At 33.6% G+C, this 20,030-nt stretch carries 17 protein-coding genes; 10 read left to right on the forward strand and 7 right to left on the reverse strand.

Features of this window, described 5'->3' with window-relative positions:
- Positions 1 to 142 precede the first annotated feature (142 nt).
- Entirely contained in the window at positions 143 to 736 is a 594-nt protein-coding gene (locus Q4Q35_RS02870) for an outer membrane beta-barrel protein (protein ID WP_303276417.1), read from the reverse strand.
- A 200-nt stretch (positions 737 to 936) separates the two neighbouring features.
- On the opposite strand from Q4Q35_RS02870, the gene tgt reads away from it, so the two are divergent.
- From tgt to Q4Q35_RS02900, 6 genes are all read left to right on the forward strand, one after another.
- Complete coding sequence (gene tgt, locus Q4Q35_RS02875) at positions 937 to 2,067, forward strand: tRNA guanosine(34) transglycosylase Tgt (RefSeq protein ID WP_303276418.1); 1,131 nt, start codon at positions 937 to 939, stop codon at positions 2,065 to 2,067.
- A gap of 5 nt (positions 2,068 to 2,072) precedes the next feature.
- Positions 2,073 to 3,149: an LptF/LptG family permease gene (locus Q4Q35_RS02880; RefSeq protein ID WP_303276419.1), complete on the forward strand. Its 1,077-nt coding sequence runs from the start codon at positions 2,073 to 2,075 to the stop codon at positions 3,147 to 3,149.
- A gap of 132 nt (positions 3,150 to 3,281) precedes the next feature.
- Entirely contained in the window at positions 3,282 to 4,193 is a 912-nt protein-coding gene (locus tag Q4Q35_RS02885) for a DMT family transporter (protein WP_303276420.1), read from the forward strand.
- Positions 4,194 to 4,263: 70 nt separating this feature from the next.
- Positions 4,264 to 5,217 carry an acetyl-CoA carboxylase carboxyltransferase subunit alpha gene (locus tag Q4Q35_RS02890; RefSeq protein ID WP_303276421.1) on the forward strand — a complete coding sequence of 318 codons (954 nt, stop codon included), beginning with the start codon at positions 4,264 to 4,266 and terminating at the stop codon, positions 5,215 to 5,217.
- Positions 5,218 to 5,386: 169 nt separating this feature from the next.
- Positions 5,387 to 6,928 carry a replicative DNA helicase gene (gene dnaB, locus Q4Q35_RS02895; RefSeq protein WP_303276422.1) on the forward strand — a complete coding sequence of 514 codons (1,542 nt, stop codon included), beginning with the start codon at positions 5,387 to 5,389 and terminating at the stop codon, positions 6,926 to 6,928.
- A gap of 437 nt (positions 6,929 to 7,365) precedes the next feature.
- A complete protein-coding gene (locus Q4Q35_RS02900) occupies positions 7,366 to 8,550 on the forward strand; it encodes an asparagine synthetase B (RefSeq protein ID WP_303276455.1) in 1,185 nt (394 codons plus the stop codon).
- A 4-nt stretch (positions 8,551 to 8,554) separates the two neighbouring features.
- Here the strand turns inward: Q4Q35_RS02900 and Q4Q35_RS02905 are convergent, their stop codons facing one another.
- Complete coding sequence (locus Q4Q35_RS02905) at positions 8,555 to 8,998, reverse strand: hypothetical protein (protein ID WP_303276423.1); 444 nt, start codon at positions 8,996 to 8,998, stop codon at positions 8,555 to 8,557.
- Positions 8,999 to 9,116: 118 nt separating this feature from the next.
- Here Q4Q35_RS02905 and Q4Q35_RS02910 point away from each other — a divergent pair, with 118 nt between their 5' ends.
- Entirely contained in the window at positions 9,117 to 9,539 is a 423-nt protein-coding gene (locus tag Q4Q35_RS02910) for a secondary thiamine-phosphate synthase enzyme YjbQ (RefSeq protein ID WP_303276424.1), read from the forward strand.
- 73 nt (positions 9,540 to 9,612) lie between these two features.
- On the opposite strand, the gene rplT is transcribed toward Q4Q35_RS02910, so the two are convergent.
- From rplT to Q4Q35_RS02935, 5 genes are all read right to left on the reverse strand, one after another.
- Positions 9,613 to 9,957, reverse strand: a complete 345-nt coding sequence (gene rplT, locus Q4Q35_RS02915; RefSeq protein ID WP_303276425.1) for a 50S ribosomal protein L20 — start codon at positions 9,955 to 9,957, stop codon at positions 9,613 to 9,615.
- A 146-nt stretch (positions 9,958 to 10,103) separates the two neighbouring features.
- Positions 10,104 to 10,301, reverse strand: a complete 198-nt coding sequence (gene rpmI, locus Q4Q35_RS02920; RefSeq protein WP_303276426.1) for a 50S ribosomal protein L35 — start codon at positions 10,299 to 10,301, stop codon at positions 10,104 to 10,106.
- 85 nt (positions 10,302 to 10,386) lie between these two features.
- Positions 10,387 to 10,896, reverse strand: a complete 510-nt coding sequence (infC, locus tag Q4Q35_RS02925; RefSeq protein WP_303276456.1) for a translation initiation factor IF-3 — start codon at positions 10,894 to 10,896, stop codon at positions 10,387 to 10,389.
- Between the two features lie 70 nt (positions 10,897 to 10,966).
- Complete coding sequence (gene thrS, locus Q4Q35_RS02930; RefSeq protein ID WP_303276427.1) at positions 10,967 to 12,901, reverse strand: threonine--tRNA ligase; 1,935 nt, start codon at positions 12,899 to 12,901, stop codon at positions 10,967 to 10,969.
- A 204-nt stretch (positions 12,902 to 13,105) separates the two neighbouring features.
- The gene (locus tag Q4Q35_RS02935; RefSeq protein WP_303276428.1) at positions 13,106 to 13,693 is read right to left on the reverse strand and encodes an RNA polymerase sigma factor; all 588 of its coding nucleotides are present in this window, start codon (positions 13,691 to 13,693) and stop codon (positions 13,106 to 13,108) included.
- A 117-nt stretch (positions 13,694 to 13,810) separates the two neighbouring features.
- On the opposite strand from Q4Q35_RS02935, the gene Q4Q35_RS02940 reads away from it, so the two are divergent.
- The 3 genes from Q4Q35_RS02940 (at position 13,811) to Q4Q35_RS02950 (ending at position 20,011) form a co-directional block, all read left to right on the forward strand.
- The gene (locus tag Q4Q35_RS02940; RefSeq protein WP_303276429.1) at positions 13,811 to 14,962 is read left to right on the forward strand and encodes a FecR family protein; all 1,152 of its coding nucleotides are present in this window, start codon (positions 13,811 to 13,813) and stop codon (positions 14,960 to 14,962) included.
- 166 nt (positions 14,963 to 15,128) lie between these two features.
- A complete protein-coding gene (locus Q4Q35_RS02945) occupies positions 15,129 to 18,422 on the forward strand; it encodes a SusC/RagA family TonB-linked outer membrane protein (protein WP_303276430.1) in 3,294 nt (1,097 codons plus the stop codon).
- A 23-nt stretch (positions 18,423 to 18,445) separates the two neighbouring features.
- Positions 18,446 to 20,011: a RagB/SusD family nutrient uptake outer membrane protein gene (locus tag Q4Q35_RS02950; protein ID WP_303276431.1), complete on the forward strand. Its 1,566-nt coding sequence runs from the start codon at positions 18,446 to 18,448 to the stop codon at positions 20,009 to 20,011.
- The last annotated feature ends 19 nt before the right edge of the window (positions 20,012 to 20,030 follow it).

The raw sequence follows: 20,030 nt of genomic DNA on the forward strand, positions 1-20,030 counted from the left end.
CCGTTGAAATTGTCATTCCCGTGAAAACGGGAATCTAAATACAGAATTTCGGTTTTTGACCTTTTTAGGTCAAAATGAAACCAGCGAAATACCTCTATGGCTCTGCCTCGAGGATAGTTGGTTTCAAGAAATTCTTTATTATTTATAATATAACAGATAAACCCAAAATCAATTGATTTGGTCTGGTGTCTAATCTACTAGTATCAACATTATTATTATTTAAAAATGTTGCTTCATTTTTACTAAAGCCTCTTTCATAGCGCAAATCGATGCCTACCCTTTTTATATTAAACCCTATACCAAAATTAAGTCCAACAGAGAAATCATTCTCGATCTCATTAATAGAAATATTGTTAAACTCAGAATCTAGAATATATTGAAGCGAAGGCCCTCCAAATACACTAATAGGTCCCAATATTCTTGTGCCAATTAATAGAGGCACATCAATTTTTTGCATCTTAAAGCTATTGTTAGTATAATCACTTTTAGTACTGGTATAAACAACCTCAGGTTTAAAATAAAGCCTGCTGTTTCCAATTTTACCAAATAAACCAACATGATATCCAATATTACCATCAGGATTATCAGCATTCGTATCAATGGCTTCGAAATAATTGCCATTAGCATTATAATTTAAACCAGCTTTAATCCCTATACCTGTACTCATTTGAGATTGAGCCATTGTTGTGACCGGAATAATTAATATAACTACCAAAATAAAAAATAGATGTTTCATAAGATTCGTTTTAAGATTTGATTCATAATAACAAAAACGTTGCCAAAAGGATATTATTTCCTTTTTATATAACTATTGCTATAGAATTTTAGTTATTTATCTTTTAATAAATTAGAAGAGGACTTACCTTAATTTGGTAAAATAAAACTAATTTAAAATTAAAAAAATATGTAGGTTTGCCAACATATAATGTAGTTGAGATGAAATTTGAATTAAAGGCAAAAGACCCCCTAAGTAAAGCCAGAGCGGGCAAAATAACTACCGATCATGGTAGTATAGAAACCCCTATATTTATGCCAGTAGGTACAGTTGCCACTGTTAAAGGAGTGCATCAGCGAGAATTAAAAGATGATATTAATCCCGACATTATTTTAGGGAATACCTACCATTTGTACTTACGTCCTCAAACAGATATTATCGAAAAGGCAGGCGGACTCCATAAGTTTATGAATTGGGATAGAAATATCTTAACAGATTCTGGAGGATATCAAGTATATTCATTATCAGCTAATAGAAAAATTAAAGAAGAAGGCGTTAAGTTTAAATCGCATATAGACGGAAGCTACCATACATTTACACCAGAAAATGTTATGGAGATTCAACGTAGTATAGGAGCCGATATTATTATGGCTTTTGATGAGTGCACACCATACCCATGCGACTATAATTATGCAAAACGCTCTATGCATATGACGCATCGTTGGTTAGACAGATGCATTAATCATTTAGAAAAAACACCTTTAAAATATAATTACAATCAAGCATTTTTTCCAATAGTACAAGGGAGTACCTATAAAGATTTGCGTATGCAATCTGCAGAATACATTGCAAATTCTGGTGCTGTTGGTAATGCTATAGGCGGTTTATCGGTAGGAGAGCCTGCAGAAGAAATGTATGCCATGACCGATGTGGTTTGTGCTATTTTACCAGAAGAAAAGCCACGTTATTTAATGGGCGTTGGAACACCAATCAATATTTTAGAAAATATTGCGTTAGGAGTAGATATGTTTGATTGTGTTATGCCAACAAGAAATGCCAGAAACGGTATGTTATTTACAGCTCATGGCACTATAAATATTAAAAATTTAAAATGGGCAGACGATTTTTCGCCTATTGATGCTATGGGAATAACATTTGTAGATACCGAATATAGTAAAGCATACTTAAGACATTTATTTACCGTTAATGAGTTGTTAGGCAAACAAATAGCAACCATACACAATTTAGGATTTTATTTATGGTTGGTTCGAGAAGCAAGAAAACATATATTAGCAGGAGATTTTAAAACATGGAAAGACAACATGGTAAAACAAATGGATAATCGCTTATAGAGTTTATGAAGATTCTCGATTGGTACATACTAAAGCGCTATTTGTTTACATTTTTAATGATGTTACTTCTGTTTATTCCCATAGGAATAACAGTGCACCTTGCAGAAAAAATAGGTAAAATATTAGAAAATGAAGTCCCTTTTGGGGAAGTCATGCTTTATTTCTTAGACTTTACAATTTATTTTGCTCACTTACTTTTTCCACTATTCTTATTTCTATCGGTAATTTGGTTTACCTCAAAACTAGCAAATAATACAGAGGTTATTGCCTTTTTAAGTTCGGGTGTTTCATTCACACGTTTTTTAAGGCCTTACATGATAGGGTCTTCGGTAGTTGCTGTATTAGCAATTGTTTTGGGTCTATTTTTAGCACCAAAAGCAAGTGAGGGTTTTAACGATTTCAGCTTTAAATATTTAAAAAAAGGCAGAAGTGCCGTAAATAACAAAAATGTATTCAGGCAGATAAATGATAACGACATTATTTATGTAAGCAGTTTTAATGAAAAAAGCAAAGAAGGAAGAAATTTTACTTTAGAGCACTTTGAAGGAAACGAACTTGTTTATAAAATAACTGCCGATAGAATAAAGTATATAGAAAAAGATACTACATATCAATTAACTAATTACCTTAAAAGAGATATTGGTAAAACGGCAGATATTTTAGAACAAACTAAAAAGAAAGATACCCTTTTTTCTTTCCATGTAGATGATCTTATTCCTGAAATATATGCAGCCGAAACCAAAATGTACGGTGATTTAAAACGTTTTATAGCAGAAGAAGAAGCTAGGGGTTCTTCTAACGTAGGGCGTTTTCAATTGGTTTTATATAGAAAATGGAGTTTGCCGGTTTCAGTTTTTATTTTAACAATTATAGCAGTGGCCGTATCGTCAATAAAAAGACGTGGAGGTATGGGGGTTAATTTAGCTGTAGGTATCTGTATCGCTATGATCTTTGTGTTTTTCGATAAAATTTTTGGAGTTATGGCAGAACAATCCGATTTTCCGCCATTAGTTGCAGTATGGTTTCCTAACATCATTTTTAGTGTTTTAGCAGCATATCTTTTATATAATGCCAAGCGCTAGGGTTTAATAAGAAATAAGATGTACAGAATTTACTGAGGTATTTTATGTAGTAACGAGGCAAAAAATGCAGATATAGCCAAAGCTAAATCGAGGCTTTTTAACAAAGTTAATGTGTAAAAAGAACGAGTAAAAATGGATAGATTATTTCATAATAAGCCCAAGTTTAAAAACTATTTACACCTTCATTTTTTAGTCTTTATTGGAAGTTTTACAGCGATTCTCGGAGAATTAATTACAATAAAAGAGATACCATTAGTTTGGTATAGAATGGTATTAGCGTCAGTTTTAATGTTTGTTTATATTAAAATAGCTAAGGTTAAATTAAAAATCACTCTAAAATCCGTTCTCAGACTTTCAATAGCAGGCATCATCATTGCATTACATTGGATTACTTTTTTTGGAGCCATAAACGCCTCTAACATATCAATAGCATTAGCTATGTTTTCAACAGGTGCCTTTTTTACTTCTTTTATAGAACCTGTTATTTATAAAAGACCTATTATTTGGTATGAAATCCTTTTTGGAATTATAGTGGTGATAGGCGTTTTTATAATTACACAAAGTGAAATGAAATACCTCAAAGGCATTCTCCTTGGAATATCTTCAGCTCTTTTTTCTTCATTATTTGCAGTATTAAACGGGAAATTTTTAACGAAACATACCGCAACCGTAATTTCGTTTTACGAATTTTTAAGTGGCGTAATATTCATTTCTATTTATATTTTATTTTTCGGAGATGGGTTTTCTTTAGATTTTTTTAAAATAAGTACCTCAGATTTTGGATATCTTTTCATATTAGCATCTATTTGCACAGCCTATGCTTTTATTGCAGCAGTTTATGTTATGAAGCTTATTAGCCCGTATACAGTTATGTTAACGTATAATTTAGAACCTGTATATGGTATTATTATGGCAATTATATTGTTTCCAGATAAAGAACAAATGAGTGCATCATTCTATTACGGGGCCATCGTAGTCGTAGCCGCGGTTATTTTAAATGGCATTTTAAAAAACTCAATAAAATTAAAAAGAAAGCAGACATAGCAGTATAAGAAAATTAAAGTTTTTATATTTGTACGCTAACCAAAAATATTAAAAGTAAAACAGAATTCTTATGGAATATTTGGAATTTGAACTACCTATAAAAGATTTGGAAGATCAACTACAAAAATGTAGAGTGATAGGAGAAGAAAGTGAAGTAGATGTTACCGAAACATGCTCTCAAATCGAAAAGAAGCTAAAAGAAGCTCAAAAAGATATTTATAAAAACTTATCGCCATGGCAGCGTGTACAATTGTCTCGCCATCCTAATAGACCTTATACATTAGATTATATAAGTGCTATTTGTGGAGATTCGTTTTTAGAATTACATGGAGATCGTAATATAAAAGATGATAAAGCCATGATAGGTGGCTTAGGAAAAATAGGCGATCAAAGTTTTATGTTTATTGGCCAGCAAAAAGGCTATAATACTAAAACGAGGCAGTATAGAAATTTCGGAATGGCTAACCCCGAAGGTTACCGGAAAGCATTGCGTTTAATGAAGTCTGCTGAAAAGTTTGGAATACCTGTTGTAACTTTAATTGATACACCAGGAGCATATCCAGGACTAGAAGCAGAAGAACGCGGACAAGGAGAAGCCATAGCCAGAAATATTTTAGAAATGACACGTTTAAAAGTTCCTATTATAACTATAGTAATAGGAGAGGGAGCCTCTGGAGGCGCCTTAGGTATAGGTGTTGGCGATAAAGTATTAATGTTAGAAAACTCATGGTATTCTGTAATATCACCAGAGAACTGCTCTTCAATCCTATGGCGTAGTTGGGAATATAAAGAACAAGCAGCCGAGGCTTTAAAATTAACAGCAACAGATGCTATGAAGATAAAAGTAGTAGATGGTGTTATTAAAGAACCACTTGGAGGGGCACATAGAGATCGTGAAAAAACATTTTTGGCAGTGAGTAATGCTATCGTAAAATCTTTTGAAGCACTAAAAAACTTATCACCAACAGATTTAATATCCGAGCGTATGGATAAATATGCAAATATGGGAGTATTTAAAGGGTAACTCTTTTAAAACCATAACATAAAAGAAATCTGAAACATATAGTTTTGGATTTTTTTATGCTTATTAACAATATTTTTAAGTTGTTAACAGTTAAATTGTTAATGCTCTGTGAGCAATCCAGATTCATTTTTTGTTTAAATAACCTTTCTTTTTAATTACTTTCGTAAGTATGAAACAACCTAACCAAATTCAAGGATATAAAGTCGATAAAAGTACTATTATTAGTCTTGAAAAAGGGAAAATACCCCCTCAAGCACTTGATTTAGAGGAGGTTGTTCTCGGCGCAATGATGATTGATAAAAAAGGAGTTGACGAAGTTATCGATATTTTAAGTCCCGAAGCGTTTTATAAAGAATCACATCAATATATATTCGAAGCGATTTTTCAGTTGTTTGAAAACAGTGAACCTGTCGACTTATTAACCGTTTCTACACAATTAAAGAAAAGTTCAAAATTAGAACTAGCAGGCGGTGATTTTTACCTAATTTCATTAACACAAAAAGTGTCGTCTTCCGCTCATATAGAGTTTCACGCACGTATTATACTACAAAAATTTATTCAGCGTAGCTTAATAAAAATCTCCAATGAAATTATTGAAGATTCTTATGATGAGACTAAAGATGTGTTCGATTTATTAGACAAAGCAGAAGCAAAACTATACGAAGTTACACAAGGAAATATTAAAAAATCGAGTGAAACAGCTCAAGATTTAGTTATTCAAGCCAAAAAGAAAATTGAAGAAATTTCAAATAAAGAAGGGCTTAGTGGTATTCCAACAGGATTTAACAAACTAGATAAACTAACATCTGGATGGCAGCCATCCGATTTAATTATTGTAGCTGCACGTCCGGGTATGGGTAAAACCGCTTTAACACTTTCTATGGCAAGAAATATAGCCGTAGATCAAAATATACCAGTGGCATTCTTTTCTTTAGAAATGGCATCCGTACAATTAATTACCCGTTTAATTTCTAGTGAAACAGGTTTGTCCTCAGAAAAACTACGTACAGGAAAGTTAGAAAAACATGAGTGGGAGCAACTTAACGTAAAAGTAAAAGGCTTAGAAAAAGCACCGCTTTTTATTGATGACACACCATCCCTTTCCATTTTTGATTTAAGAGCAAAAGCACGTCGTTTATCATCACAGCATGGCATTAAATTAATCATGATTGATTACTTGCAGTTAATGACAGGTGGTAATAGCCATGGAGGAAACCGTGAACAGGAAATTTCCATGATTTCCAGAAACTTAAAAGCATTAGCAAAAGAGTTGATGGTTCCTGTAATTGCCTTATCACAATTATCGCGTGCCGTAGAAACCCGTGGAGGCAGTAAACGACCACTGTTATCAGATTTACGTGAATCTGGAGCCATAGAGCAGGATGCCGATATTGTATCGTTTATCTACAGACCCGAATATTACAAAATAGACGAATGGGATGATGAAGAACGATCGCCAACAGAAGGGCAAGCAGAGTTTATCGTTGCAAAACACAGAAATGGAGGTTTAGAAAATATACGTTTAAAGTTTATTGGACATTTAGGTAAGTTTGATAATTTAGACGATTTTGATTCGCCATTCGAATTCCATTCCAAGATGAATGCCGCAGCTAACGACGATACTTTTAAAGCTGACGATTTTAAAGCAAGTCCAGACCAGGCTTTCGGAAGTTCGTTTAACGAAGGCGATGATAACGATGTACCGTTTTAACCGAAAAGAATTTCTCTAGGCTTTGTCTCGGGGTTTCCGTTAAAATTCCTATTTCTGCGTAGACAAGAATCTATCTCTATTTTAACTTCCTATTTATTAAATGTTCAAGAAGCTGAAACATGAATAAATAGAAAAGGAGAAAATGATTTTAAAGTCATAGTATTCATTATTATCATATTAAATAAAAAGAGCGAGTGAGATTTACATAGGAAAGCACGATATATTTTTTTATAAAATATGTTTGAACAAAATGTTAAATCATTTTAATCAGACTAATTTTTAAGTATCTTTCAACTTCAATAAGAGTTTCTGTCATTTCGAAAAAGGAACGGCTGAGAAATCTCATAAATTTTTACTTTAAATTGAAAAAGCTATTTATAAGTTTACTTTTTATTTTAATAGGTATTAATACCTATGCTTCTTACATCCTTGTTCCTATGGATGCAGAAAGTCAAAAGAATCATCTAAAAGCCTATGGTATCACTTATTGGACACTTAATAAGGAGCTAAAAGTAAAATGGCTTTTAAACTACAGAGGTGGGTCTTTTTTATTACCAGACACAGAACAAATCCAAAGAGAATGTCAAATTAGGGGTGTTTCTTTCGAGGTTATTTCGAACACTAAAGCAGAAAGTATTTTAGAAGAGATAAACAGTCCAAGTAAAAATATGGAAGCCGTAGTGTTAGAAAAAGCACCAAAAATTGCTGTCTATACACCAAAAGGTAAACTGCCTTGGGACGATGCCGTAACGATGGTATTACAATATGCCGAAATTCCTTATGAAAAAGTTTATGATGAAGAAGTATTAAATGACGGTTTGCTGTTGTTCGATTGGCTACACTTACATCATGAGGATTTTACAGGGCAGTATGGCAAATTTTATGGAAGGTATAGAGCCATATCTTGGTATATAAATGAAAAGAAAGAAGCAGAAGCTTTAGCCACAAAACTGGGGTATAGTAAGGTATCTGATGAAAAATTAGATGTCGCTCTAAAAATTAGAGATTATGTAGTTGGTGGTGGATTTATGTTTGCCATGTGTAGTGCCACAGATAGTTTTGATATTGCTTTATCTGCCGAAGGGGTAGACATTTGTGAGCCCATGTTTGATGGTGATGGTAGCGACCCAGCCTATCAAAATAAAATTGATTATAATAACACTTTTGCGTTTACTAATTTCACGTTAGAACGAAGCCCTACAGCATATGAGTTTTCTTCAATAGATATGTCGAACAAACGTAGAGTACCTAAAACAACCGATTATTTTTCATTAATGGAATTTTCGGCAAAATGGGATCCCATCCCAACCATGCTATGCCAAAATCACACCGCTTTAGTAAAAGGGTTTATGGGGCAAACAACATCTTTTACAAGAGACGAAATTAAATCGAATGTATTAGTTCTAGGAGAAACAAAATTAAATGGCGAGGCAAAATACATCCATGGTATAAAAGGAAAAGGTTTTTTTACATTTTATGGAGGACATGACCCCGAAGACTATCAACATATGGTAGGAGATGCCAAAACAGAATTAGATTTACATCCAACATCTCCGGGGTATAGACTTATTTTAAATAATGTATTGTTTCCAGCTGCCAGAAAAAAGAAACAAAAAACCTAAAGCATTATTCTTGAACCTCTAAAACTTTCTTAAATGTATATATAAAACCATCCGCTACATCACCTTCAGATGTGGAATTTTCATCAATTTCAAGATAACTTTGAGTTGTAGTTGTAGTTAACAGTCCCATTTCATTATTCTCAACAACAAGAAATTCATCGTCCCCTTCAGTTATAATAGAGAAATCGTACGTGCCTGAATCTAGACCATCTACTTTAGTATCATCTGTATTATTGTTAACCACTGTAATAACACTATTATTTCCATCAAAAATCCAAATGATAGTTTTTAAATCAAAAGTATCATCAACACCAGCTAAACCCCCAGTAACATTTGTTAAATGCCAGGTAGTAAATACAACTGTATCATCTGAATTATTATCGTCATTGAGTGAGCAATTAGTTAAAACAAAAAAACAGGTTAATATGATTAATAAATTACGTTTCATAATTTTTAAAAATTTAGGTTTATTTATAATAGATGAAAAATAGTAGAAAAGGTTGCGTGAAGTAAATAAAGTATTTACTTATAAGTAAAGTTAATCCATAAATTTAAAATTTACCATTATGAATTTTTTTCAAAAAGAAATAAACTTACAACCTTATACAAGAGGGTTTCATTTAATTACTGATGTAATTTTAAATGAAATTCCAGGTATAAAACAAATTAATGTAGGGCAATTACAAGTGTTTATTAAGCATACATCGGCAAGTTTAACCATTAATGAAAATGCAGATCATACTGTAAGAACAGATTTTGAAAGTCATTTTAATGTTATGGTTCCAGAAAATGCATCATATTATAAACATACCTATGAAGGTTCAGATGATATGCCAGCGCATATAAAAGCATCATTACTTGGTACCTCAGTGCAGATCCCAATAACTAATGGTAAATTAAATTTAGGTATTTGGCAAGGTATTTATCTTTGTGAGCATAGAAATAGTGGCGGGATAAGGACTATAGTAATCACTGCTTTTGGAGTATAAAAAAATCCGATTCGAAAGAATCGGATTTTTTATTATTAAGCGAATAATATGTTTTACAATAGGCGAAAACGCCTTATTTTACTTTCTGTATTACAGCTTTAAAAGCCTCAGGGTTATTCATCGCTAAATCTGCTAAAACCTTACGGTTTAATTCAATATCATTAGCTTTTAATTTCCCCATAAATTGAGAATAAGATAAACCATGTTCTCTGGCTCCTGCGTTAATACGCGTAATCCATAAAGCACGGAATGTTCTCTTTTTGTTTCTACGGTCTCTGTACGAGTATTGCATCGCTTTATCAACCGCATTTTTAGCTACTGTCCAAACGTTTTTACGTCTTCCAAAGTAACCTTTTGCTTGTTTTATTACCTTTTTTCTTCTAGCTCTTTTTGCTACAGAATTTACTGATCTTGGCATAATTTTAATTGTTTTTTGTAGTAGGCGTCCCGAACTTGTTTCGAGAACTTTTTTATTTTTTTAAATCGTAAATCAAAAATCTACAATCGTTAATCAATGAGCCTAACTCCAGGGTTTATAAATTTGTTTAACCGATTAAAACGATATTACTTTAAACGTAACATGGTTTTAATATTATCTTCATCCGACTTATGTACTAAAGCATCATGAGTCAGAGCAAGTTTACGCTTTTTAGTCTTCTTTGTTAAGATGTGACTTTTAAAAGCGTGCTTTCTTTTAATCTTTCCAGTACCCGTTAACTTAAAACGTTTCTTGGCACTAGATTTTGTTTTCATTTTAGGCATTTTCTTTTCCTAGTTTTAATTATTTCGCTTAATTATTTTATGCTGAACTCGTTTCAGCATCTTATTTTTTTATAATACGTGCTTACTATTTTTTTGGTGCAATAAACATGGTCATACGTTTACCTTCTAAACGAGGCATTTGTTCTACTTTACCAAGTTCTTCTAAGTCTTGAGCTAAACGCAACAATAAAATCTGTCCTTGCTCTTTAAAAATAATGGATCGTCCTTTAAAAAACACAAAAGCCTTAAGCTTAGCGCCTTCTCTTAAGAACTTTTCAGCATGTTTCTTTTTAAATTCATAATCATGATCGTCTGTTTGAGGACCAAAACGAATTTCTTTAATAATAACTTTAGTAGCTTTAGATTTTAAAGCCTTATCTCGTTTCTTTTGCTCGTAAAGAAACTTTTTATAATCCATAACCTTACAAACAGGAGGATCAGCTTTAGGAGAAATCTCTACAAGATCTAATCCTTGCTCATCAGCTATTTTTAAAGCATCTCTAGTAGAATATACACCTACTTCTACGTTATCTCCAACAAGACGTACGTTTGGCGTTGTAATCTTAGAGTTTATTTTATGTTTATCCTCTTGTATAACCCTTCTATTGGGTTGATTTCTTCTTCGAATTGCTATGGCTTTATTTTTTTAAGTTAAACTTTATATTTTAGAACGATTTTAACGTTTTACTTATTTCTTCTTTTATAATTTCAGAGAAGTTTTCAATGGAAATCATTCCTAAATCTTCTCCACCATGCTTACGCACAGTTATTTTGTTTTCTTTCTCTTCTTGCTCACCAATAATAATCATATACGGGTGTTTCTGCATTTCGGACTCTCGAATCTTTTTCCCGATAGTCTCATTTCTATGATCTGCAAGGGCGCGAATTTCGTCATTTTCTAGCAAATTTAAAACTTTTTCAGAGTATTTTTCGTATTTCTCACTAATTGATAATATTATTGCCTGTGTTGGCATGAGCCAAAGCGGGAAATTACCAGCCGTATGTTCTAACAAAATAGCAATGAATCGTTCCATACTTCCAAAAGGAGCACGGTGTATCATTATGGGTCTGTGTAGCTCGTTATCACTACCTTTATAAGTGAGTTCGAAACGTTCGGGTAAATTATAATCTACTTGAATCGTTCCAAGCTGCCAGCGTCTACCTAAGGCATCCTTTACCATAAAGTCTAACTTAGGGCCATAAAAAGCAGCTTCACCAGTTTCAATAACAAAATCTAATCCTTTATCTGTTGCCGCATTAATAATTGCTTGTTCTGCTTTTTCCCAATTTGCAACATCACCTATATATTTGTCTGGATTTTCAGGATCCCTTACAGAAACTTGTGCAGTAAAATTTTCAAACCCTAAAGAACCAAATACATAAAGAACGAGGTCTATAACATCTTTAAACTCTTTATCCAATTGGTCTGGTGTACAAAATAAATGCGCATCATCTTGAGTAAAACCTCTTACTCTGGTTAAACCATGTAATTCACCACTTTGTTCGTACCTGTATACAGTTCCAAATTCTGCATAACGCTTAGGTAAATCTTTATAACTCCATTGTGCACTATTATATATTTCACAGTGGTGAGGGCAGTTCATAGGTTTTAACAAAAACTCCTCATCTTCTTTGGGTGTGCGTATGGGCTGAAAACTATCTTCACCATACTTAGCATAATGGCCAGAAGTCACATATAATTCCTTTTGTCCAATATGAGGAGAAATAACCATTTCGTAACCCGCTTTCTTTTGTGCAACTTTTAAAAAGTTTTCTAAACGCTCACGTAAAGCAGCTCCTTTTGGTAACCATAACGGCAAACCTTGTCCAACTTTTCTAGAGAATGTAAACAATTCTAATTCTTTGCCTAATTTTCTGTGATCGCGTTTTTTAGCTTCTTCTAATAGTGCTAAATATTCTGTAAGTTCTTTTTGCTTTGGAAACGATATGCCATAAACACGTGTTAATTGAGGCTTGTTTTCATCACCTCTCCAATAAGCTCCGGCAACCGATAAAATTTTTACGGCCTTAATAATACCAGTATTTGGGATATGACCTCCGCGACATAGATCGGTAAAAGTTGAGTGATCGCAAAAAGTAATCGTTCCATCCTCTAGGTTTTCAACCAATTCTGTTTTAAAGTCATTATCACTATATAATGATAAAGCCTCGGCTTTCGTAGCAGAACGCATTTTAAAATCATGTTTCCCACGAGCAATCTCCAACATTTTTGTTTCAATGGCTTTAAAGTCTTTTTCAGAAACAACATGCTCACCAAAATCGACATCATAATAAAACCCGTTTTCAATCGCAGGACCAATGGTAAGCTTAGCACCAGCATATAATTCTTCAATAGCTTGAGCCAAAACGTGTGCACTACTATGCCAAAAAGCTGTTTTACCAGCCTCATCTCGCCAGGTATATAAAACTAGCGAGCCATCGGTGGTTAAAGGCGTAACAGTTTCCACGGTTGTACCATTAAAATTTGCCGAAATCACGTTTCTAGCAAACCCTTCACTAATGCTTTTAGCAACATCCATAGGCGTAACGTTTTTTTCAAACGTTTTTATAGTACCATCGGGTAATGTAATATGTATCATTAAAACAGATTAAAATCAGTGTGCAAAGATAATAGTATAAACAAATCCACACAATAATATCTGAAGGTATATTCAACCTTAATTGTAATAAATCTCATTTATGTTAAATACTGGTAAAAAGTCTAAATGAGTTCCTAGATAAACGATTTTAATTCTTTAAGTTTTTATAGAAAAGAAATGTTTAAATAGTTTAAAAGGCAATAATTAAGTCCTAGCATGTTTTTTTTCAAACAGTAAAAACAATATCCCATCAACTTTTTCAGAAAAGGTTTTGCGTAATATGGAAAATGCCTTGGTTATATGTGCTTCAACAGTTTTTATAGAAATATTAAGGTAGTCAGATATTTCTATATTAGTAAGGCCATCTTTTCTACTTAAAAGAAAAACTTCTTTGCATTTGGGAGGAAGGGTTTCTATTTCTTTTTTGACTCTTTCTATTATTTTTTCAAAAATATTATTTTCATAACTCTCAGTTGTTTTCTCTAGTGCATCAAAATATTTTTGCTCTAAAAGCATTGCGGATTGGTTTTTCTTATATTGATTCAAAAATTCATTATGTACAGATTTGAACAAATAATTCTGTAAAGAAGTTTTAATATCAATTTTTTTTCTCCTTTCCCAAGTTCTCAAAAAGACATTCTGGATAATATCTTGAGCCATAGCCAAATCATTTGTTAATGATAAAGCATAACCAAATAATCTTTGATTGTAGTTATCTACGATATAAATAAATGCTTTTTGCTCACCTTTTTTAAGGTGCTCTATTAATAATTTTTCGTTTTTATAATTCATAAAAAAATATATAAGTCGTAATTTTTATAGCATTACAGTGCAAATATCTAAAAAAAATCAACAAAAAGTTAGGGTATTGTAAAATAGCATTGTCTTACTTAAAAGAATATTGGTTAAATGGGTTCTAAAAAAATAGAAAATCTTATAAGCAAATACCTTACTAATGAAGTGACTTCATCTGAATTAAATTATCTGTCTAAATGGATTGAAGACCCTGAAAATGAAAGATTGTTTTATAGCCATGTTAAAACCTTTTATGAAGTTACTACCGCTATGAATGTTCCAAATACTGATGATATTAAGAAAAACCTTTTAGAGAAGATAAAGAGAGATAAAAACCCTTTTTATAATGATAAAGTGAGGCGTGTTATGAAATACGCAGCTGTACTTGTTATATTTTTAAGTATTGGGTATTTGTATCATGCAGGTTATTTTGATAATAAATCTAAGCTTATTATCCCTAATGAAAGTATTACGCTTCAGTTGGAAAATGGTAATACAAAAGTTCTTAATGAAGACGGTTCAACTAAATTAGTAGATGCTAAAGGTCGATTAATTGGAGAACAAAATGGGAATCAATTAGTATACACTAATGATGAAGTTAAAGAGACTATAGTCTATAACACCTTAAATGTTCCTTATGGTAAACGCTTTACATTACAACTCTCTGATGGCACTCTTGTTTATTTAAATTCAGGAACTTCGCTCAAATATCCAGTAAACTTTATAACGGGAAAAAGTAGAAAAGTATTTTTAAAAGGTGAAGCTTATTTTGATGTAACAAAAGATGAAAATCATCCATTTATTGTTAATGCAGATGGTATGGATGTAAGAGTCTTAGGAACGCAATTTAATATAGCCTCATATCCAGAGGATAATGAAATTAATACGGTATTGGTAGAAGGAGCTGTAAGTATCTACAAAACGGAAGCCTCTTATAATACAGAAGATGTAACTATTTTAAAACCTGGATTTAAAGCTGCATGGCAGAAAAATAGTAACCAAATACATATTGGAGAAGTTGATATAGAACTTCATACCGCTTGGATTAATGGCAGAATTATATTTAGGCATATGCCGTTTAATAATATTATGAAAAAACTAGAACGCCATTATAATGTAACTATTATTAATAACAATATAAACTTGGGTAATGATTTATTATCAGCCAGTTTCGATGTAGAAACAATCGAACAAGTATTTGAAACGATCAATGAAATTCATCCCATTGACTTTGTTATTAAAGACAATAAAATTATAATTAACTAAACTAAATAACTAATTGCCTATGAAATAACAAAAACCATCTTACAAGCGAATAATAATTACTATTTCATCGAAAATTAATTGATAAAAAAATCGGAAGACGCTGTGAACGCCTCCCGATAATAAAATAGTGATTAAATTAATTAACCACTTAAAGCATAACAAAAATATGAAAAAAGTACTTAAGCTAGGCTACTACGCTTACATTCCTTTAAAATTTGACCTAAAAATGAAGCTGACAACTCTCTTTTTAATAGTTTCTTTATTTCAACTTCAGGCTAATGAGTCTTATGCTCAAAAAACAAAGGTTACTCTAACTTTAGAAAATGTGAGTATAGAAAGTGTTTTAAATAAAATAGAATCTCTTACAGATTTTAAATTTATTTATAAGTCTAATGAGATAGACTATCAAAAAATAGTCTCAATAAAAGCGAAAAAAGAACGTATATCCATTATATTAAAAAATATATTTGATGGGTCTAATACGGTTTTTAAGGTTGTAGATAAACAAATTATTCTAAAGAAAGAACCGTCACAAACCCCCGAAAAATTAACAGTAAACTCAAGTATAGAAACTGAGATTATACAAGGGATTACAGTTTCGGGTACTATAACAGATGCTAATAACCAACCATTACCTGGTGCCAATATAATTGAAAAAGGCACTACAAATGGTACACAAACAGATTTTGATGGCAATTTTACCATTGAGGTTAACAATGAGAATGCAACCTTAATTATTTCTTTTATCGGTTTTACAACTCAAGAAGTATCCGTAAACGGACAAAGCCAACTAGCTATTACTCTTAAAGAAGACGCAGCGGCTCTTGATGAGGTGGTGGTTATAGGTTATGGTACAGTTAGAAAAAGAGACCTAACGGGCTCGGTTTCTTCAGTTGATACGGAGGAAACATTCGCAGCACCAGTGTCAAACTTAGATCAGGCATTGCAAGGTAGGGCTGCTGGAGTTCAGGTAACCACTGTTAATGGTGCGCCTGGTTCAGGGGCTACCATACGTATTCGTGGTGGTAACTCCATTACAGCGGGCAATGAGCCACTTTATGTTATTGATGGTTTTGTTGGTGGTGGAGACTTAAATACAATTAATCCAAACGACATTGAATCCATTGAAATACTAAAAGATGCTTCTTCTACAGCAATTTATGGTTCACGTGGAGCGAATGGGGTTATTTTAATTACTACCAAAAGAGGGAAAAAGGGAAAATTAAGTGTTAACCTAAAAACTTCGTTGGGTATCCAAAGTCTTCCAAGAAAGGTCGATGTTCAGAATGGAGCAGAATTTGCAAGCTTTATTAACACAGCACTCGCAGATAGATTTGACTTGAACAACCTTCCAGGTGAAGATACCGATTGGCAAGAAGTATTAAGCAGAGATGCGGTAATTTCAGACCATGCGCTTTCAATTGCTGGTGGTTCAGAAAAAACAAATTACTTTGTCTCATTTGGTGCGCTTGATCAGGAAGGTATTCTCAAGGGGAGTGATTTTGAGAGATATACTTTAAGAACCAATATTGACAATCAGCTTACTAAAACTACAAAGCTAGGTGTTAATCTTGCGCTTACAAGAACAATTACCAATAACTCAATAGGCACTTCAAACCTTCAAGCTATAATTCGTGCTGATCCATTACGTCCAGCTTTTGATGAAGAGGGTAATTTTACCATTGATAATGTTGGCCTAGATAATTTAGGCCCAAACCTATTAGCCGATGCTGATCTTAATACAGACGAGACTATTAACAATAGGATACTTATTAATACATTTTTTGAAGCTGTAATAGCAAAAGATTTTACATGGAAATCTACTTTGGGCGGTGATTTTGTATTTCAAAAAAGAGATGTATTTAGCCCTTCTAGCAACCCTTCAAATATTCAAGCAAACCTGTTGGCTAGTGGTAGTGTAAACCAATTGGACGGTTTTGTATGGATAAATGAAAATACCTTAAATTACAATAAAATCGTTGGAGACCATTCTTTTAACGCACTGGCTGGATTTACTTCTCAGAGGGGTAGAACTGAAACAAATATTACAAATGCTAGCCAGATACCCAGTGATGGTGTGGGATTAGATGCACTTGAATTAGCACCTCAAGAAAATGTAACGATAAATTCCAGTTTCACTGAATTTTCTTTAGTATCTTTTTTAGGTAGGCTTAACTATAATTATAAAGGCAAGTATTTACTTACTGCATCTTTTAGGAGGGACGGTTCCTCAAGATTAGGAACAAATAATAGGTATGCAAACTTCCCATCTGTTGCACTGGCCTGGAGAGTGTCAGATGAACCATTTTTACAGAACAGTTCTGTAATCAGTAACTTAAAACTACGAACTAGTTATGGTCTTACAGGTAACCAAAATGTTGATGCATTTAGCACCCTATCTTCGCTAAACACAGAGGGAACAGCAATTTTGAATCAAGGGCTGGTTGTTGGTGCCCAACAAGGTACTTTGGCAAACCCAGACTTAAAATGGGAAACCACGGAGCAATTTGATTTTGGCTTGGAATTGGGCTTGTTTAATAATAGGTTAAAAACCGAAATAGATGTGTACTATAAGAAAACAGACGACTTGCTGCTCGACGCCGCAGTTCCAGGTATAACAGGATTTGCATCTACGCTTCGTAATGTAGGTTCTTTAGAAAATAAGGGAATTGATGTTTCTATTACTGGGGTTATTATTAATACAGAAGATTTTAATTGGACGTCAACATTAAATATTTCGCACTTTCAAAACAAAGTACTTGACCTAGGCGATGTAGATTTTATTACAACCTTAGAGCTGCAGAGCACGCCGGTAAGTCAATTGATAGAAGGAGAACCTGTAGGTACCTTTGTAGGGGCTATTTATGATGGAGTGGATTCAGCTACTGGTGAGGCAATTTATAGAGACCTCGATGGGGATGGGGAGTTTAACCCAGAGTTCGATACCACGGTAATTGGTGATGCAAACCCAGACTTTTTTGGAGGATTCACAAATACGTTCCGATATAAGAATTTTGATATGATGACGTTTTTCCAGTTTTCTTCTGGTAACGATATCTATAATTTAGATGTGTTTCAGGTCAATGGAACACAATTAAACTCTTATGCAGACTTACGTGCTGGGGTATGGTCTGCAGCAAATCCAGATAATGCCACTATTCCTGTCATAGGAAGCGCATCATTGAACAGGTCTAACAGCCTTTTTCTTCAGGATGGTAGCTTCTTAAGATTTAGAACCCTTCAACTTGGATATTCCATTCCTATGGCTGAAAAGTTAGGCTTAAACTCTTTTAGAGTGTTTGCTACTGCCAATAATCTGTTTTTAGTTGACTCAGATGATTTTTTAGGATTTGACCCAGATACCAATAGTGAAGGTACCAATAATGTTCTAAGAGGAATTGATGAATTAGCATATCCTCAAAATCGTTCATTTATTATGGGGATTGAAGTATCATTTTAAACGTAATCAAAAAAATTATACAAATGAAAAATTTATTTTATAGGATTCTAGTATTTGTGCTTGTCATTTCCTTAGGAGGGTGTCAAGACTTCCTTGAAGAAGACGCAAGAGGCCTTCTTACACCAAGCAGTTTTTTTCAAAATGAAGATGAAGCTAATCTAGCACTAAATGGTCTTATTGCCACAATGCGAGATAATGATGTAAGTGGTCAAGGTATGATTAGACAGCAAACTATGGGTACTGATGTTTGTGTTTCAGGAAGATTTGCCTTAGCTGGTGCATGGTTACATTCTTTATATAATCTTCAAGTAGATAATGGGGCGATTTTTAATATCTGGGCCGACCTTTATAGTGGTGTAAAGGATGCTAACTTCATTATTGCCAGTGTTGAGAATTCATCTTTGTCTGATGAGATTAAAGGAGCGACCATAGCACAAGCCCAATTTTACCGCGCGTATTTCTACTATCGTTTAACAACAATGTTTGGCGATGTTCCTTTCTGGCTTGATGAGTTGAATATTGAAGAAGTTAGCCTATTAGGAAGTACGCCCGTAGCTGAAATTCAAGAGCGTATGATTTTAGATTTGGACCAAGCAATTAATGCAGGTTTTTTAGCTACAAGTACGTGGGGAGATAATGGTGGTAGACCCACAGTATGGGCTGCTCGAATGATGAAAGCGCACTTGCACATGTGGCAGCAGCAATGGCCAGAAGCAAGAACGGAGTTGTCCACATTAATTAACAACTCTCCTCATGGCACTACATTGATGCCTTATGGTGACATCTATAGAGGTGGAAATGAACTTAATAGTGAAATTATATTTGGTGTGGAGTACCTAACAGGGGTGATTGGTAATACCATGAATAATCAAACACATTTTAATGCTGCTGGTGAAACGGCAGAAGCAATTGCTGCACATAACGAGTTAGGTATATTTGCTCGTGCTGCTGCAATAACTTGGAGGAGAAGTTTTGCAAATAGCTATGCAGATGAGGATGCGCGTAAACCATACAACGTATTTGATAGATTTACATTTCCCAGCACTGGAGAGGAAGTTTTTTTTAATAACGCATATGTTCCTAAATTTATGCGAGATGTTGTTCCGGTAAGTGACCCTCTTATGATTGTACCTGATGCAAATGGACAAGGTGGTGCTACCATTAATCTTATGACATTATCAGAAGCTTACTTATTACTTGCGGAATGTGAGTTCGAAATCGGAGGTTCATCAGGTGTAGCTCTAGAAGCCATAAATGTAGTAAGAAGAAGAGCTAATCTAACAGACTTGACCGCATTGACGATTGAAGATATTCGACAAGAGCGGGCTTGGGAATTGGCAGGTGAAGGTATGGGTCGAAAAAATGATTTGATTCGTTGGGGTATTTTAGAAGAAACCGTTCAAGGCATTGCTGCAGCAGAAACTGCGGCAGGTGCGATTCAATTAGCAATTGACAGAGCAGTAGACGAAGCAGCAAACATCGCAGCTGGTCCTGCTGGAAGATTTAATTTCTTACCTATTCCATTGGTGGATATTCTTAATTCCCAACAAATAGGTGGAGCTTTAGAACAAAACCCACTGTGGGAATAATAGACTAATCTTCTATTCA

The organism is Flavivirga aquimarina, assembly GCF_030540835.1.
In the GTDB taxonomy this organism is placed as follows: domain Bacteria; phylum Bacteroidota; class Bacteroidia; order Flavobacteriales; family Flavobacteriaceae; genus Flavivirga; species Flavivirga aquimarina.

Bases quoted from the DNA above. Each gene is read 5' to 3' on its own strand.
- rpmI (WP_303276426.1), bottom strand. From the start codon at position 10,301: ATGCCTAAAATGAAAACAAAATCTAGTGCCAAGAAACGTTTTAAGTTA.
- Q4Q35_RS02910 (WP_303276424.1), top strand. From the start codon at position 9,117: ATGAATTTTTTTCAAAAAGAAATAAACTTACAACCTTATACAAGAGGG.
- Q4Q35_RS02880 (WP_303276419.1), top strand. From the start codon at position 2,073: ATGAAGATTCTCGATTGGTACATACTAAAGCGCTATTTGTTTACATTT.
- Q4Q35_RS02940 (WP_303276429.1), top strand. From the start codon at position 13,811: ATGGGTTCTAAAAAAATAGAAAATCTTATAAGCAAATACCTTACTAAT.
- Q4Q35_RS02905 (WP_303276423.1), bottom strand. From the start codon at position 8,998: ATGAAACGTAATTTATTAATCATATTAACCTGTTTTTTTGTTTTAACT.
- dnaB (WP_303276422.1), top strand. From the start codon at position 5,387: ATGAAACAACCTAACCAAATTCAAGGATATAAAGTCGATAAAAGTACT.
- Q4Q35_RS02935 (WP_303276428.1), bottom strand. From the start codon at position 13,693: ATGAATTATAAAAACGAAAAATTATTAATAGAGCACCTTAAAAAAGGT.
- rplT (WP_303276425.1), bottom strand. From the start codon at position 9,957: ATGCCAAGATCAGTAAATTCTGTAGCAAAAAGAGCTAGAAGAAAAAAG.
- Q4Q35_RS02900 (WP_303276455.1), top strand. From the start codon at position 7,366: ATGGATGCAGAAAGTCAAAAGAATCATCTAAAAGCCTATGGTATCACT.
- tgt (WP_303276418.1), top strand. From the start codon at position 937: ATGAAATTTGAATTAAAGGCAAAAGACCCCCTAAGTAAAGCCAGAGCG.
- thrS (WP_303276427.1), bottom strand. From the start codon at position 12,901: ATGATACATATTACATTACCCGATGGTACTATAAAAACGTTTGAAAAA.
- Q4Q35_RS02945 (WP_303276430.1), top strand. From the start codon at position 15,129: ATGAAAAAAGTACTTAAGCTAGGCTACTACGCTTACATTCCTTTAAAA.
- Q4Q35_RS02885 (WP_303276420.1), top strand. From the start codon at position 3,282: ATGGATAGATTATTTCATAATAAGCCCAAGTTTAAAAACTATTTACAC.
- Q4Q35_RS02870 (WP_303276417.1), bottom strand. From the start codon at position 736: ATGAAACATCTATTTTTTATTTTGGTAGTTATATTAATTATTCCGGTC.
- Q4Q35_RS02890 (WP_303276421.1), top strand. From the start codon at position 4,264: ATGGAATATTTGGAATTTGAACTACCTATAAAAGATTTGGAAGATCAA.
- Q4Q35_RS02950 (WP_303276431.1), top strand. From the start codon at position 18,446: ATGAAAAATTTATTTTATAGGATTCTAGTATTTGTGCTTGTCATTTCC.